Annotated in this window: 11 protein-coding genes; 8 read left to right on the forward strand and 3 right to left on the reverse strand. The window is 70.1% G+C overall.

All coding sequences use genetic code 11. The features are described 5' to 3' along the window. Window positions 1-167 precede the first annotated feature (167 nt). Complete coding sequence (gene mutY, locus ASF53_RS19765; protein ID WP_056202641.1) at window positions 168-1382, forward strand: A/G-specific adenine glycosylase; 1215 nt, start codon at window positions 168-170, stop codon at window positions 1380-1382. 65 nt (window positions 1383-1447) lie between these two features. On the opposite strand, the gene ASF53_RS19770 is transcribed toward mutY, so the two are convergent. Next, window positions 1448-2644, reverse strand: a complete 1197-nt coding sequence (locus ASF53_RS19770; protein WP_082482924.1) for a site-specific DNA-methyltransferase — start codon at window positions 2642-2644, stop codon at window positions 1448-1450. A gap of 429 nt (window positions 2645-3073) precedes the next feature. Between ASF53_RS19770 and ASF53_RS19775 the strand changes: the two genes are divergently transcribed. The 6 genes from ASF53_RS19775 (at window position 3074) to ASF53_RS19800 (ending at window position 10389) form a co-directional block, all read left to right on the forward strand. Further along, window positions 3074-3421, forward strand: coding sequence for a septal ring lytic transglycosylase RlpA family protein (locus ASF53_RS19775; RefSeq protein ID WP_056203827.1), 348 nt, complete (start codon window positions 3074-3076; stop codon window positions 3419-3421). A gap of 127 nt (window positions 3422-3548) precedes the next feature. Then, a complete protein-coding gene (locus tag ASF53_RS19780; RefSeq protein WP_056202646.1) occupies window positions 3549-3866 on the forward strand; it encodes a polyhydroxyalkanoic acid system family protein in 318 nt (105 codons plus the stop codon). A gap of 107 nt (window positions 3867-3973) precedes the next feature. Beyond that, entirely contained in the window at window positions 3974-4195 is a 222-nt protein-coding gene (locus ASF53_RS19785; RefSeq protein ID WP_056202649.1) for a hypothetical protein, read from the forward strand. Between the two features lie 161 nt (window positions 4196-4356). Next, a complete protein-coding gene (locus ASF53_RS19790; protein WP_056202652.1) occupies window positions 4357-6180 on the forward strand; it encodes an ABC-F family ATP-binding cassette domain-containing protein in 1824 nt (607 codons plus the stop codon). A gap of 326 nt (window positions 6181-6506) precedes the next feature. Then, the gene (locus tag ASF53_RS19795) at window positions 6507-8168 is read left to right on the forward strand and encodes a porin (protein WP_056202658.1); all 1662 of its coding nucleotides are present in this window, start codon (window positions 6507-6509) and stop codon (window positions 8166-8168) included. Window positions 8169-8391: 223 nt separating this feature from the next. Further along, a complete protein-coding gene (locus ASF53_RS19800; protein WP_056202660.1) occupies window positions 8392-10389 on the forward strand; it encodes an OmpA family protein in 1998 nt (665 codons plus the stop codon). Here ASF53_RS19800 and ASF53_RS19805 read toward each other — a convergent pair. Beyond that, window positions 10373-11668 (reverse strand): adenylate/guanylate cyclase domain-containing protein, encoded by a 1296-nt coding sequence (locus ASF53_RS19805; RefSeq protein WP_056202665.1) that lies wholly within the window; start codon window positions 11666-11668, stop codon window positions 10373-10375. The two genes, ASF53_RS19800 and ASF53_RS19805, sit on opposite strands and share 17 nt — an antisense overlap. Window positions 11669-11805: 137 nt before the next feature. Here ASF53_RS19805 and ASF53_RS19810 point away from each other — a divergent pair, with 137 nt between their 5' ends. Further along, window positions 11806-12399 carry an HD domain-containing protein gene (locus ASF53_RS19810; protein ID WP_056202668.1) on the forward strand — a complete coding sequence of 198 codons (594 nt, stop codon included), beginning with the start codon at window positions 11806-11808 and terminating at the stop codon, window positions 12397-12399. On the opposite strand, the gene ASF53_RS19815 is transcribed toward ASF53_RS19810, so the two are convergent. Then, entirely contained in the window at window positions 12389-14713 is a 2325-nt protein-coding gene (locus tag ASF53_RS19815) for a lytic transglycosylase domain-containing protein (RefSeq protein WP_056202671.1), read from the reverse strand. The two genes, ASF53_RS19810 and ASF53_RS19815, sit on opposite strands and share 11 nt — an antisense overlap. Window positions 14714-14806: the final 93 nt, after the last annotated feature.

Genomic DNA, 14806 nt, shown 5'->3' on the forward strand with positions numbered 1-14806 from the left:
GCACTCCGGAACACAAGGGCGGCACAACGGACGCGCCCCATTCCCAACCTACCCGAATTGCGGTCCGCACGGGAGTCGGGAGCGGCGGATGAGGGAGCGAGGACGTCACCGCGTCACATTTCGGCAAGGCGCTGTTTTCGCGGCCGCGCTCCCGCTATGGACGGGCCATGCCCGCCGCCTCGGCCGCCGACCTCCTCACTTGGTATGACCGCCACCGCCGGGCCCTGCCTTGGCGGGCGCTGCCGGGTGAGACGCCCGACCCTTACCGGATCTGGCTCTCGGAAGTGATGCTGCAGCAGACCACCGTCACGGCGGTCAAACCCTACTTCACGAAATTCCTGACGCTGTTTCCCAGCGTCGCGGCGCTCGCGGCCGCGCCGGAGGAGGCGGTGATGTCGGCCTGGGCCGGGCTCGGCTACTATTCCCGCGCCCGCAACCTGCATGCCTGCGCCAAGGCGGTCGCCGCTGCGGGCGGCTTCCCCGATACCGAGGAGGGCCTGCGCAAGCTGCCCGGCATCGGCGCCTACACGGCCGGCGCCATCGCCGCGATCGCCTTCGACCGGCCGGCGGCGGCGGTCGACGGCAATGTCGAGCGGGTGATGAGCCGCCTCCACGCCATCGAGACGCCGCTCCCCGCCGCCCGCGCCCAGATCCGCCTGTTCACCCAGGCCCTGGTGCCGGACCGGCGGCCGGGCGATTTCGCCCAGGCGCTGATGGATCTCGGCGCGACGCTCTGCACCCCGAAGCGGCCGGCCTGCGCCCTGTGCCCCTGGATGCTGCCCTGCCGCGCCCGCGCCGAGGGTTTGCAGGAGACGTTTCCCCGTAAAGTGAAGAAGGAGAAGGGGACCTTGCGAAAGGGCGCGGCCTTCGTCGCGCTGCGGGCCGGCGATGAGGCGATCCTGCTGCGCACACGGCCGCCGGAGGGCCTGCTCGGCGCCATGGCCGAACCGCCGACGAGCGAATGGCTGCCCGATTACGATCCGGCCAAGGGCCTGCTCGACGCGCCGCTCGATGCCCGCTGGAAGCGCATGCCCGGCGTGGTGAAGCACGGCTTCACCCATTTTCCGCTCGAACTGACGGTGTTTCTCGCCCGCGTCGCGGCGGATACGAAGCCGCCGGAGGGCATGCGCTTCACCCCCCGCGACGCGCTCGACACCGAGCCGCTGCCCGGCGCGATGAAGAAGGTGCTGGCCCACGCGCTCACCGGCCCGGTGCCCGTGGCCGCGCCGAAGCCGGCCCCGGTCCGCGAGCCCGATCTGGCAACGATTCCCGACCCCGAGCCGCCGCCGCGGCGCGGGCCGATCCCGAAGCCCGCCTCGTCGCGGCCCTCGGATCTCGCGCGGATCGTCAAGAAGGCGCCGAAGCCGGTTCGAACGCGGTAGAAATAGATGCAGGGCTCTGCCCTGCATCCGCGAAAGGACTTGTCCTTTCGAAACCCCGACCGGCGTTATGCGCCGATCCGGCCCCGCATCTCGCTGCGATACGCGTCGATGCAGACGAGTTTGCCGCCGCGCTCCGCGTGCCAGAAGGTCCAGCCGTTGCAGGCAGGCAGGCCCTGCACCAGGGCGCCGACCTTGTGGATCGAGCCCATCGCCGGCCCGACGCTGAGCTGGCCGTCCGGCCGCACCGTCGCCCGGAAGCGGCGGCGCTCGTCGGTCAGCGTCTCGCCGGGGCGGACATGGCCCGCCTCGACCACGCTCAGGAACGGGATACGCGGCTCGGCCCGCTTCGGGGTGGCGAGCGCCAGCGAGGCAGCCGACAGCGTCTCAATGCCGTCGATCCGGGCCCGCGCCGCGGCGGCGTAGGTCGGGTCGCGCTCGCAGCCGATGAAGTGGCGGCCGAGGCGCTTGGCCACCGCGCCGGTCGTGCCGGTGCCGAAGAACGGGTCGAGCACCACGTCGCCGGGATTGGTCGCCGCCATCAGCGTCCGGGCCAGGAGCGCTTCCGGCTTCTGGGTCGGGTGGACCTTGCGGCCCGCCTCGTCCTTCAGCCTTTCCTCGCCCGTGCAGAGCGGGATGAACCAGTCCGACCGCATCTGAAGGTCTTCGTTGCCAGCCTTCAGGGCATCGTAGTGGAACGTGTACTTCGCCTGCGGCGAGCGCGAGGCCCAGATCAGCGTCTCGTGGGCGTTGGTGAAGCGCTTGCCGCGGAAATTCGGCATCGGGTTGGCCTTGCGCCACACGATGTCGTTCAGGATCCAGTAACCGAGATCCTGCAACGCGCTGCCGACCCGGAAGATGTTGTGGTACGAACCGATCACCCACAGCGTGGCGTTCGGCTTCATCACGCGGCGCGCGGCCTTCAGCCAAGCGCGGGTGAAGTCGTCATAGGCGGAAAAGCTGGAGAACTTGTCCCAGTCGTCGTCGACGGCATCGACCACGCTCTGGTCCGGACGGGTCAGTCCCGCCTCGCCGAGTTGAAGGTTGTAGGGCGGGTCGGCGAAGACACAGTCGACGCTTTCCGCCGGCAGACGATCCATCGCGGCGATACAGTCGCCGATCAGGATTTCGTCGAGGGGTAAGGTGCTGGGAAGACGCTGAACGGAGGGTGCAAGACCCATCCGCGGCGCCGACGCGATCCGCCCGGTACGCGAGACTTGATTCCGGGCGGTGGCGCCGACGACCGCGGTACGCGGGGAAGCCATGGCAAACACCGGTTACGCGACTGACAACCGGACCATGCCCCGATCACGGTAAAGGGCGCGTTTGCCGTCGCCGTATGGTTGCGTCTCGATATGGGGCGGCAGTTTTTGCCGGGTTCCTCCATGCGCCAAATGCAATGCTGCGCTGCCGCTCGGGCAAGCGCGTGCGAAGCTTTGTCAAGGCTTTCCCGGCCGGGCGCGAAGCCGCGCTGAATTCTTTCGCGACAAGTTTTGTGGATATCGAGACGCCGAGCGCCGGCGTCGCGCCAAGTAATCAATTCTTATCGCGACAGGAAACCCCGAAACCGCGATCGATAGTCTGATCCAGGGCTCATACCGCAGCGCAAAATCCCCGTCTTATTTTAGCCGGGATCGGGCTCATTTTCCGCGGCGCTCACAACACGTCGCAAAAACAAGGGAATGCGATCCTCGATGAAGGTTTCCAACCGGACCGCTGCCGTCTGCCTCGCCACCGTCATCGGTGCCCTCTCGGCGCTGCCCGCCCAGGCCCAGGGCGGCCGGGCCTCGTGGTACGGAAGCGGCAAGAAGACGGCCAATGGCGAGCGTTTCAACCCCAACGGATACACCGCCGCCCACCGTAGCCTGCCGTTCGGGACCCGCGTTCGCGTGACGAACCGGTCCAACGGCCGCTCGGTCGTGGTGCGCATCAACGATCGTGGCCCGTTCGTCGGCGGCCGGGTGATCGATCTGGCCCGCGGCTCGGCCCGCGCCATCGGCATGTCGGGCGTCAGCTACGTCTCGCTCAACGTGGTGCGCTGAGGCGGGCACCGCCTCCGTTCCATCCGGCGTTGCCGGGGAACCGCTCCCGTCCCATCTTCGTCTCAACCGAGGACGCGCAAGCCCGGAACGCTTTTCGATCCGGGCCGCAAAGGGATGAGGAGCCGAGATGGCGAAGCCGATGGTGGTCGAGATTCCGCATGAACTCGGCCGCGACGAGGCCCGGCGACGCATCGACGAGGGCACCGTGCGCGTGCGCGAGGCGCTCGGCAAGAGCGGCATCGCCATCAACACCCTGACCTGGACCGGCGACCGGCTCGACTACTCGGTCACGGCCATGACCCAGACCGTCGACGGCCAGATCGATGTCGGCCAGGACGTGGTGCGCGTCGAGGTGCGCATGCCGCTGCTGCTCTCGATGTTCGCTCAGAAGATCCAGAAGATCGTCGGCAAGGAGGGCAACAAGCTCCTCCTGACCAAGAAGTAGCCGGAGCTGGGCCATTGCGAGGTCCGGGCGACGGGAACCGGCTCGGCGACGCCTCGTTGGCGTGACACGGCGGCATGGTGGCCGCCGCCAGCGAGGCTTCGACCCCTATGGCCAATCCCGGATCGATCCCGGAGACCCCCGTGCCCGGCCCCGAGACGCCTGGACCGGAGACGCCCGACTCCCCCCAGATCCCCGAGCCCGGTCCCGGCCCTGAAATCCCCGGCGGAACGCCCGCCGAGGCGCCGAGCACCACCCCGACCGAGATTCCCGTCGAGAGCCCCGGCCTGCCAGATTCGACGCCGACCGGCCCGGCCAACCCGACCGCCTGACCGCGTCGCCGGCTCCGTGGGACGCGAAAGCTTGAATCCGCGGAGGCGGGCGCCGACAAACGAGACCAGCAAAAAATCAGGGCCGTCGCTTTCCGGCGATCGCCCTGACGACGTCGTCCCCTTGCGTTGTTCCGGGCTGCGGCTGCTGCCATAAGCCCGGCATGGCCGCTCCCCCGCTTCTCACCCTCCAAGACGTCGCGCTCACTTTCGGCGGAACCCCGCTGATCGAGCGCGCCGAGCTGACGATCGCGCCCGGCGAGCGCGCCTGCCTCGTCGGCCGCAACGGCTCGGGCAAATCCACCCTCATGCGCATCGCCGCAGGTCTGGTGGAGCCGGATCGGGCCGTGCGCTTCGTGCAGCCCGGCACCACCATCCGCTACCTCGCGCAGGAGCCGGACTTTTCCGGCTTCGAGACGACGCTGGCCTTCGCGGAATCCGGCCTCGCGCCCGGCGACGACGCGCACCGCGCCCGCTATCTCTTGGAGAGCCTGGGTCTCGACGGGACGGAGAACCCCCAGCGCCTGTCGGGCGGCGAGGCGCGCCGGACCGCGCTCGCCCAGGCGCTCGCGCCCGAGCCCGACATCCTGCTGCTCGATGAGCCCACCAACCATCTCGATCTCCCCGCCATCGAGTGGCTGGAATCCGAGCTGAAGCGCACGCGCTCGGCCCTCATCATCATCAGCCACGACCGGCGCTTTCTCTCGGCCCTGTCGCGATCCACCATCTGGCTCGACCGCGGCGTGACCCGCCGGATCGAGCAGGGATTCTCGAGCTTCGAAGCGTGGCGCGACGCCTTCTTCGAGGAAGAGGAGCGCGACAAGCACAAGCTCGACCGCAAGATCGCCGACGAAGAACACTGGCTGCGCTACGGCGTGACCGCCCGGCGCAAGCGCAACGTGCGGCGCCTCTCCGACCTGCAGACCCTGCGCAAGCAGAGCCGCGACCACCGCCGCCCGGTGGGGCAGGCGGTGCTGACGGCGAGTGAGGGCGAGGCGTCCGGCACGCTGATCGCGGAAGCCAAGCATGTCTCGAAATCCTACGGCGAGCGCCGGATCGTCCACGACCTGTCCCTGCGCGTGCTGCGCGGCGACCGGCTCGGCATCGTCGGCCCGAACGGGGCGGGCAAGACCACGCTGATCAACCTGCTGACCGGCGCGCTCACGCCCGATTCGGGGCAGATGCGCCTCGGCACCAGCCTCAACATGGTCCATCTCGATCAGGCCCGGGCCGTGCTGGAGGGGAGCGCGACCGTCACGGAGGTGCTGACCGGCGGAAGCGGCGACAGCGTCACGGTGGGCGGGCGCAGCCGCCACGTCATCGGCTACCTCAAGGACTTCCTGTTCGCGCCCGAACAGGCGCGCACGCCCGTGAGCGTGCTCTCGGGTGGCGAGCGCAACCGGCTCTTGATCGCCCGCGCGCTCGCCCAGCCCTCCAATCTCCTCGTGCTCGACGAGCCCACCAACGACCTCGACCTCGAAACCCTCGACCTGCTCCAGGAGATGCTCGGCGACTATGCCGGTACTTTAATTCTCGTGAGCCACGACCGCGACTTCCTCGATCGGGTGGCCGGCACCGTGCTCGTCAGCGAGGGGGAGGGGCGCTGGGTCGAGTATGCCGGCGGCTATTCCGACATGCTGACTCAGCGCGGGCGCGGGGTGGAGGCGCGCAGCGACGGTCGGGAGAAGCCCGCCCGCGAGCGGGCCGAGCTGCGGGAGAAGGCGACGCGGGCAGAGGCCGCCCCGGCGCGGAACAAGCTCGGATTCAAGGAGCAGCACGAGCTGAAAACCTTGCCCGTCCGCATGGCCGAGTTGGAAACGGGCATCGCCAAACTGCGTGAGGTTCTGTCCGATTCCGGCTTGTACAGCCGCGATCCCGGCCGCTTTCAGAAGGCGACCGCCATGCTCGGCGCGGCGGAAGCCGAACTGGCCGCCGCCGAGGAGCGCTGGCTGACCCTGGAGATGCAGCGCGAGGCGCAGGGCGGCTGACCGCCCCGGAACTGCCCCTGCACGACGCCTCGATCCGGGGAAAACTTTTGCGGGCGGCCGGGGATTAAGTTGCGAGCCTGCAACAGAGTGCAGCGAAGCAGCTTTGTGTCAGCTCCAAGACAGTCATCTCTGTTGCCCGTACGGCCACGCTCGCTCATGGTGCCGCTGCGGACGGGATAACCCCGCTGCGGCTTGGCCGATCACCCGGATGGGAAGGGCCAAGCTCCAAGGGAAAAAGGACGAGCCGGAACGACCACGGAATGGTGGGCGCCCGGCCAAAACAGAAGTCCGATCCCGTGGGTCTCGAAACTTCTGGAGGGTATACCATGAAGCTCGTGAAGAGCCTTCTCCTTGGATCGGCAGCAGGACTGGCCGTCGTGGGTGGGGCTCAGGCCGCCGACCTGCCGGTGAAGAAGGCCGTTCCGATCGAGTACGTCCGCGTCTGCACCGCTTACGGCGCCGGCTTCTTCTATATTCCCGGCACCGATACCTGCCTGCGTGTCTCCGGCCGCGCCCGCGCCGAGTACGGCTATATCGGCAGCGACAACCGCGACATCCCCGGCGGCGGCGATCTCTCGGGCTTCACGGGCCTTGCCCGCTTCAACTTCGATGCCCGCACCCAGACCGGCTACGGCACCCTGCGCGCCTTCCTGCGCCTCGACGCCGCCAGCCGCACCGGCAACACGAAGTACTCCTCCGGCACGAACCTGCGCGGCGCCTACGCCTTCTCCGGCACCGGCCAGGACCAGCTCGGCCGCATCCAGAACTTCATCAACGTCGACAAGGCGTTCGTGCAGTTCGCCGGCCTGACCGCCGGTCGCGCCTCCTCGTTCTTCGACTTCTACGCCCACGACTTCGAGATCATCGGCTCGTCGCTGGGTTCCGATCTGCCGTCCACCAACCTGCTCGCCTACACCAAGAAGTTCGGTGAGGGCTGGTCCGTGACGCTGTCGATGGAAGACCCGAACTACCGCAAGAACCCGATCTACTCCGACGCCGCCGGCAGCACGGGTCTCGTCCCCGGCCAGGCGGGTCTGAACAACGTGTTCACCACGGCGCCGACCCCGATCATCCTCGGCACCAACGGCGTCGGCAACGCCACGGCCGTGGCCTTCGTCGATGCCGTGCAGCGCTCGCGCCTGCCCGACTTCGTCGGCTCGCTGCGCTACGACGCTGCCTGGGGCTCCGCCCAGTTCTCGGCCGCCGTCAAGGACATCAACACCGGCGGCTTCATCGCGGGCTCCTCGATCGGCGTTCCCGGCACCGGCGCGGCGCTGGCCGGCAACACGGCGACGGCTCTGGCGGCACGCGGCATCAATGCCGGCGCGCAGACCGAGTACGGCTGGGCGGTCCAGGGCGGCATGAAGTTCAACCTGCCCTTCATCGCCCCCGGCGACGGCCTCTACCTCCAGGGTGCCTACGGCGAGGGTGCCTCGTTCTACACCGGCATCAACCGCTTCACCGCCGGCTACCTGAGCAACGCCTCGGTCTACGCGGGCAACCCGTTCAACCAGTACCTCTCCGACGCGATCGTCAACCCGCTGACCGGCCGCATCGAGCTGTCCAACAGCTTCACGGCGGTGGCGTCCTACCTCCACTACTGGTCGCCGGAATGGCGCTCGGCCTTCTACGCCAGCTACGGTGAGATCTGGTTCTCGCAGGGTGCCCGCCAGGCGGTCAGCCAGGCGAACGCGGCCGTCGGCGCGGCCTCGACCGTGGCGCCCCCGTCCTACCTCACCAACGCCGTCGGCTATAACCTCAGCCCCGCTCTGCGTGACACCTATCAGGTCGTCACCGGCGCGAGCCTGATCTGGTCGCCGGTCAAGGATCTCGATATCGGCGTCGAGGGCCAGTACATCAAAACCGGCGTCAAGAACGGTCGCGTCTCCGACAGCGACAAGGGCGCCTTCGTGAGCAACATCCCGACCCGCACCGTCAGCAGCGAGGACGTGTTCCAGGCTCGCTTCCGCGTGCAGCGCGACTTCTAAGCCAGACCAAATCACCGACCCCCGCCCGTGCGGGGGCCGGATACGACGACCACTTTCCAGACCCCGGCCCCGCGGCCGGGGTTTTTTATTGGCCGCCGCCAGATCCCAAAGCGGGCCGGCACAAATCGCCGTCCGTCGGCGCACGGGATCGGTACAGCCTTCAAAGCGCCCCGATGGGCCTGTCTTCTGGCCCTCATCGCCGGCCGCCGAGGAGGTCGAGCCCATGTCTTCGCAAGTACCACCATCGCAAGTACCGCCGCAGGGCCGCACGCCCCGGTCTCGCCTGATCCGGGTCGCCTGGATCGCCGGCCTTCCGCTCCTCGCCCTGCTCGCCGCAGCGGCCTATTTCGGCATGCTGCGCGTCTCGGCGCGTCTGGAGCGGGAAGCGACGGCGATCGCCGCGGCGACCGGCGAGGGGCAGCCCGAGCCCTGGCTGCGGGTCTCGGTGAAGGGCCGTGACCTGACCGCCACGGGTGAGGCTCCGGAGGCCTCCCAGCGTGAGGCGGTCGTCGGTCGCCTGGCCGCCATCGACGGCATTCGCCGCCTCACCGACCGGACCGGCGTGATCGAGGAAGTCTCCCCCTTCGTCTGGTCGGTGGAGCGCCCCGCCGCCGGCCGCATCGAGGCCACCGGCAGTCGCCCGGCCGAGGTCGGCGCCTTCGAGCTGGCCCAACGCCTGAAGCCGGCCCTGCCGCGTGACGCCACCTTGAGCGACAAGGCCCGCGCCGCGCGGGGCGCCCCGCGCGATTTCCCCGATGCCGCGGCCTTCGCCGTGGAGCGGCTTCAGGATCTTACCACCGGCGCCGTCGCTACGCTCAACGACACAGTCCTCTCGATTCGCGGCGAGGCGGCGAGTCTGGCGGCCTACGACGCCCTGCGCACGGCGCTGGCGAGCCCGCCGCAGGGTTACACCCTCGGCACGATCGAGATCACGCCGCCGGTCGTCGGCGATTTCCGGTTCGGCGTCTCCCGCCGGCCGGATGGCAGCCTCGAACTGAACGGCCACGTCGCCTCGGAAAGCGCCCGCGAAGAGATCCGGGCCGCCGCCGCGGAGGCCGCGGAGGGGGCGGCGATCGACGATCGCCTGCGCGACGCCCGCGGCCTGCCGCAGGGCATCGATGGCACGGCCCTGGCCCGCTTCGTGTTCCAGCTCGCGGGCCTGCTGCACGAAGGGCGCGTCACCTTCGAGGGCGCGGCGGTCTCGATCGAGGGCAATGCGCTGGATGCCGGCGCGGTCGCCGAGGCGCAGACGCTGATGCGCGACGCTCGCCCCCCCGGAATCGCCGCGGGCCGGGTGGCGCTCTCCGCCCGTCCCATCGTGCCTTACGTTCTGCGCATCCGCCGCGGCAGCGACAGCGTCACGATGAGCGGCCATCTGCCGGATCAGGCGGCGCGTGAGGCGCTGCTGGCCCGGCTCAATCCGCGCTTCTTCCGCGAATCGATCCACGATCGCACGCGGCTGGCCGACGGTGCGCCGGCCGATCTCAGCGCCGCACTGGCGGCGGCGGTCGATCCGTTCTCAACGCTGGCGAGCGGGGAACTGACGATCACCGGCACCAGCCTGCGCCTGACCGGCACCAGCCTTTATCCCGAGAGCGCCGCCCGCCTTGCGCAATCCCTGCCGAAGGCGATGCCGGCGGGCTGGACCGCCACGGTCGCCGTCACCTCGGACGCGCCCCCCGCGGCGACGGCCGAGATGGGCACGTGCGGACAGCGCCTCGCCGAACGCACCGCCGGGCATCCCCTGCGCTTCGCTCCGGGCAGCACGGCGCTCGCGCCCGAGTTCTATCCGGTGCTCGACGCGGTGGCGGCGCTGGCCCGCGCCTGTCCGACCGAGCGAATCGAGGTCGTGGGCCATCTCGATCCGGCGGGCGTGAAGCCCGAGAATCAGGCCGACCCGGTCGCCGAGGAGGCCGTTAAGGAGACCGCACCCAAGCCCGCCAAGGCGGAGACGAAGAAAGACGCGAAGGCCAACAAGGGCAGCAAGGGCAAAACCGAGACGAAGCAGGAGGCGGCCAAACCCGAACCGAAGCCCGAACCGAAACCCGAGAAGACCGAGGCCGAGCGGGCGGATGCCGCCGCCGATCTCGCACGGGCACGGGCGCTCGCCGTGGTGGATTACCTCCAGAAGGCCGGCGTGCCGCTGGAACGCGCCGCCGCGCCGACGGGCGTCGCACCGCTCTCCGACCGTCAGGGAATCGGCCTCAGCCTGCGTTCGTAACTGGGCGGGTCGCCTCGCTTCGGGCGGGCTCGGGCGCGCCGCCTTCGGCCATCCCCTCCGACGTGCCGTCCGACTCCGCGGCCAGCCCCCAGATCCGCTGCTTGCGCCCGACACCGCGCAGGGCGAACTCGCCGACGGGGACGAGCGAAGCTCCGCAACGCCGGGCAAAGGCATCGGAGAGGAGAAGCGGGCGCTCCAAGCTGTCGCAGAGCCGCTCGATCCGGCTCGCCTCGTTGACCGCCCGGCCGATCACCGTGAAGTCGAGGCGCCGGTCGGTGCCGACATTGCCGGAGACGACGCGCCCGTAATGCAGCACGATGTCCGCCTCCAGGGGCGGCAGCCCATCCCGGCGGCGGGCGGCGTTCAGCCGGGCGTTGCGCGCCAGCGCCTCGCGCGCCGCCTCGAGCGCACCCGAACAGGCCGGGCAGGCGAGGGCGTCCGGCTCGGCCACGGGGAAGACAGCGAGAAAGCCGTCGCCGAGGAATTTCGAGATCTCGCCGCCATGGCGCTGCACCGGCTCGCCGAGCGCATCGAAATGTTCGTCGAGCCAGCCCACCACCTTCAGCGGGTCCTCGCGATCGACCACCGCCGTGAAGCCGCGCAGATCCGCGAGCAGGATCGCGGCGTGGACCACCGTGCTCTGCCCGCGCCGCATCTCGCCCGCGAGCACCCGCGCCCCCGTCGCCGGGCCGAGATAGGTGCCGAGCATCTCGCGCATCGCGTGCGACAGGCTGAGCTTGGCCGTGACCAGGGCGATCACCGGCACGAGCCCGGCGACCAAAGCCAGCTCCGCTTGCGAGAAGCCGCCGGCCTGATCGGTCGCAAACGAGATGCCGACGCCCTCCATGGCGCTGCCGGGCGCGAAGGCGGCGGCGTGGATCAGGTAGTCAGTGGCGCTTGCCCGCCTCAACTCGTCGAGAAGCGGGAGATCGGGATACGCGTTCGATCCGTCGAGCCGCCAGCGCACGAAGACGAGGTCGTTCGCCCGCAGCCAGCCCATGGGGCTGCGGAAGAAGGTGTCCTCGCCCTCCGGCCCGTGCACGGTCGGGAAGAACCCCATACCCTGCCCCCGCCGCCAGGCGAGGCTTACCCCGCGGAACAGAGGATCGATCACCGGCACCGCGAGGCTCAGGCGCCAGAGCGGGAGACCGGCCGCAACCAGCGCCTCGCAGAACTCCGCAATCATGGCATCGGCGTCGTCCGATTCGGCCGCGCGCGTGATCAGGCGGGCTTCGATGCTGCGAAGAGTAGAGACTGAGATCGGGTCCGTGATGGCCATGGCGGACCAACTCTATCGGCGCCCGCGCACCGATCCAAAAGCATCAAGTGGGCGATGCCTGTGGGAAATCGGCCGTATAGCCGCCTTGCCCGGACGCTCCGAACCCTTCAACCGTGCCGCCAGACGGGGACAACGACATGGACGACGCTGCCAACATCGCGAGCCGATTCGCATTCCTTGCCGAGATCGATGGGCTCAAGGCCGTGTTGCGCCAGAACCGGACCATCGGCGAGCGGCGGCGTGAGAACTCGGCCGAACATTCGTGGCATCTGGCGATGTTCGCCCTCGTGCTCGGCGATCGCGCGCCCGGCCTCGACCTGAACCGCGTCGTCGCGATGCTGCTGGTGCACGACATCGTCGAGGTCGATGCCGGCGACGTGCCGATCCACGGCGCCTACGACGCCGCGGCTCTGGCGCTGGTCGAGGAGGCCGCGGCGGCACGGATCTTCGGGCTTCTGCCCGAGCCGCAGCAGGACCGCCTCCTCGCGCTATGGCGGGAATTCGAGGCGGCCGAGACGGCGGAGGCGCGTTTCGCCAAGGCGCTCGACCGGCTTCAGCCGCTGCTGCTCAACACGCTGACCGAGGGCGGGACCTGGGCCGAGAACGGCCTGACCGAGACACAGGTGATGGCGCGCTACCGGCCGGTGATCGAGGGCGGCATCCCCGGTCTCTGGCCCTTCGTGGAGACGATGATCCGCCGCCACTACCAGGGTCACGCCGCTACGGCGTGACCGGCTGCGCCTCGGCGCTGACGGCGGTGCGGGCGCCGCGGGCAAGATCGCGCTCGATCAGGAGCGCGCTCTTGCCGTCGAGGCGGTTCCGGTAGACCTGCAGGTTCTCCATCACCCGCTGCACGTAGTTGCGCGTCTCGGTGAAGGGGATGCGCTCGACCCAGTCGATCGGATCGACATCGGGCCGGCGCGGGTCGCCGTAGGCATCGACCCATTTCTTCACGTTGCCGCCGCCCGCGTTGTAGGAGGCAAACGCGAGGATGTAGGAGCCCTTCCAGTCCTCCATCAGCTCGCCGAGATGGGCTTGGCCCAGCCGCGCGTTGTAGGCGGGATCGCTGGTGAGCCGGTCCGTTTCATACGACGTCGAGACGCGCTTGGCCGTGCGCTGGGCGGTGGCCGGCATCATCTGCATCAGGCCGCGCGCGCCGACGCCGGACTGGGCGCGGGGATCGAACTGGCTCTCCTGCCGGGCGATGGCGAAGACCATGGCCCGCTCGACCTGCGGCACGGCGGTGAAGGTCTCGTAATCGGGGATGCCGATGGTCGGGTAGGCGTGGGTATCCAGCGCCAGCCCGCGCTGCGTGGCGAGCTTGCCGATGGAGACCAGCGCCCGCGCATCGCGCATCGCCACCGCGGTCTCGCCGAGCGCGTTGACCTGCGCCTCCTCGGTCAGCGAGCGGGCGGCGTCGATGTAGAGCGGCAGCGCCAGCTCCTTCATCTGGGCGGCGGCGAGCAGCTTCAGGCCGCGCATGAAGAGGCGGTCGTCGAAGGCGGCGCGGGCCGTCGGGCTCAGCTCGGCGGCGCGGCGCAGGGGCAGGCTGTGCTGGCCGAGCCGGGCACGGGCGAGCTGCCCGTAATAGGCGATCGGCTGGAGCGCGGCGCGCTCGTAGAAGCCCTTCGATTCGACGGTCTTGCCCGCAGCCTCCGCCGCGCGACCCTGCCAATAGGCGGCCCGCGCCAGGGAGATCGGCGTTTCGGCCACGCTCGCGGCCAGGGCGAAGTGCCGCTCGGCCGCGGCCGGATCGGCCATGAAGCGCAGCGCGATCCAGCCGGCATGGAATTCGGCCTCGATCCGCTTCTCGGAGGTGCGGGCGGAATGCGCGGCGGCCACGGCGTAGGCGGTCTTGGACTCGCCCGCATCCATCAGCTTGCGGGCGACGATGCGGCGCTCGACCCACCACGTGTCACCGTCGGCGAGCACCTCCGGGTTGGTCGGCGCGGCGAGCAGCACCTTGGCCGCCTCCGGCGCCTTGTCGGCGCGGCGGAAATATTGGGCGCGCGAGAGCAGGTAGGACGAATCGTTGCGCAAAGACGGCGGCACCGCCGCGAGCGCGGCCGCCGCCCCGGCCTTGCCCTGCACCGCCCGGCGGGCGCGCACGAGGCTGGCATAGGAGCCGCCGGCATAGTCGGCGGCCCGCGCGGCGGTGACCCAATCCTCCTTCAGGAGGGCGCGCTCCATCCGGTAGCGGTGGTCGATCACCGTGAGCACGCCGGGGAAAGCGTCCGTGACCTTGGCCTCGAGGCTGCGCCCGAACGTTTCCTCGCGCCACAGGTCGTGCACGAGTTCAGCCGCATCCGCATCGAGCCCGTCGGCGCGCAGGGCCAGCGCCAGGGCGAACTTGCCCGGCGCGCTCGACGGCTTGGCGCTCGCGAAATAGGCGCGCACCACGGCCGGGCTCTTCTTCTCGGTGAGCAGCCGCTCCTCGGCGCGGCGGCGCAGCAGCGGGCCCGCCGGCCAATCGGGATTGGCGCGCGAGAAGGCGACCACCCGCTCGAAGCTGACGCCGGCGCCGGCGCGGATCGCGACCCATTCGAGCAGCGCCCGCGCCGCCGGATCGGAGAAGCCCGCGGCGAGCCGGTCACCGTCCGAGACCTTGCCCTTGCGGTAGAGGTCGATCGTCTCGCGGAGTTGGCCGAGATCGGTCTCGCCGAATGCGACCGGGCGGGCCGGGTCCGGCACTTCGGGGGAAGGGGCGGCCGGAGACACGGCCGCATCGGGCAGCGGGAAGGCGATCGGGCCGTCCGCTTCGGTGGAGGCGTAGGAGGAGGCCGCGGCGGGCAGCGGCTTGTCGGAGGCGGCTTCACCCGAACTCGGATCGAGGCGCAGCGCATCCGCCGCGACGGGATCGGAGGCGGGGCCCTGGCCGTCGCTCGGCTGCCCGGCGGGCGCGGTGGCGTCGCTCGCGGGGGCGGTGGGGGCGGAGGCCGGCTGCGGGTTTCGGAGTTCGATGGCCCCGCCGCGCTGTGGCAGCACGGCCGTGCCGGACAGCAGCAAGCCGAGGAGCAGGGGCAGGGAGCGTGTGGGCAACGCCATGATCTGAGACACCCCGACCAGAGGCCAAGCCTTAAGCTGGGCCCCGGTCCGTTAAGATGGCATTAACTGCGCAAGCGAAGCGTTTGCGCACGG

This window comes from Methylobacterium sp. Leaf123 (genome assembly GCF_001423405.1).
In the GTDB taxonomy this organism is placed as follows: Bacteria; Pseudomonadota; Alphaproteobacteria; order Rhizobiales; family Beijerinckiaceae; genus Methylobacterium.

What these genes read in the sequence shown, in the direction of transcription:
- mutY (WP_056202641.1), top strand. Translation starts at nt 168, where the DNA reads ATGCCCGCCGCCTCGGCCGCCGACCTCCTCACTTGGTATGACCGCCAC.
- ASF53_RS19770 (WP_082482924.1), bottom strand. Translation starts at nt 2,644, where the DNA reads ATGGCTTCCCCGCGTACCGCGGTCGTCGGCGCCACCGCCCGGAATCAA.
- ASF53_RS19775 (WP_056203827.1), top strand. Translation starts at nt 3,074, where the DNA reads ATGAAGGTTTCCAACCGGACCGCTGCCGTCTGCCTCGCCACCGTCATC.
- ASF53_RS19780 (WP_056202646.1), top strand. Translation starts at nt 3,549, where the DNA reads ATGGCGAAGCCGATGGTGGTCGAGATTCCGCATGAACTCGGCCGCGAC.
- ASF53_RS19785 (WP_056202649.1), top strand. Translation starts at nt 3,974, where the DNA reads ATGGCCAATCCCGGATCGATCCCGGAGACCCCCGTGCCCGGCCCCGAG.
- ASF53_RS19790 (WP_056202652.1), top strand. Translation starts at nt 4,357, where the DNA reads ATGGCCGCTCCCCCGCTTCTCACCCTCCAAGACGTCGCGCTCACTTTC.
- ASF53_RS19795 (WP_056202658.1), top strand. Translation starts at nt 6,507, where the DNA reads ATGAAGCTCGTGAAGAGCCTTCTCCTTGGATCGGCAGCAGGACTGGCC.
- ASF53_RS19800 (WP_056202660.1), top strand. Translation starts at nt 8,392, where the DNA reads ATGTCTTCGCAAGTACCACCATCGCAAGTACCGCCGCAGGGCCGCACG.
- ASF53_RS19805 (WP_056202665.1), bottom strand. Translation starts at nt 11,668, where the DNA reads ATGGCCATCACGGACCCGATCTCAGTCTCTACTCTTCGCAGCATCGAA.
- ASF53_RS19810 (WP_056202668.1), top strand. Translation starts at nt 11,806, where the DNA reads ATGGACGACGCTGCCAACATCGCGAGCCGATTCGCATTCCTTGCCGAG.
- ASF53_RS19815 (WP_056202671.1), bottom strand. Translation starts at nt 14,713, where the DNA reads ATGGCGTTGCCCACACGCTCCCTGCCCCTGCTCCTCGGCTTGCTGCTG.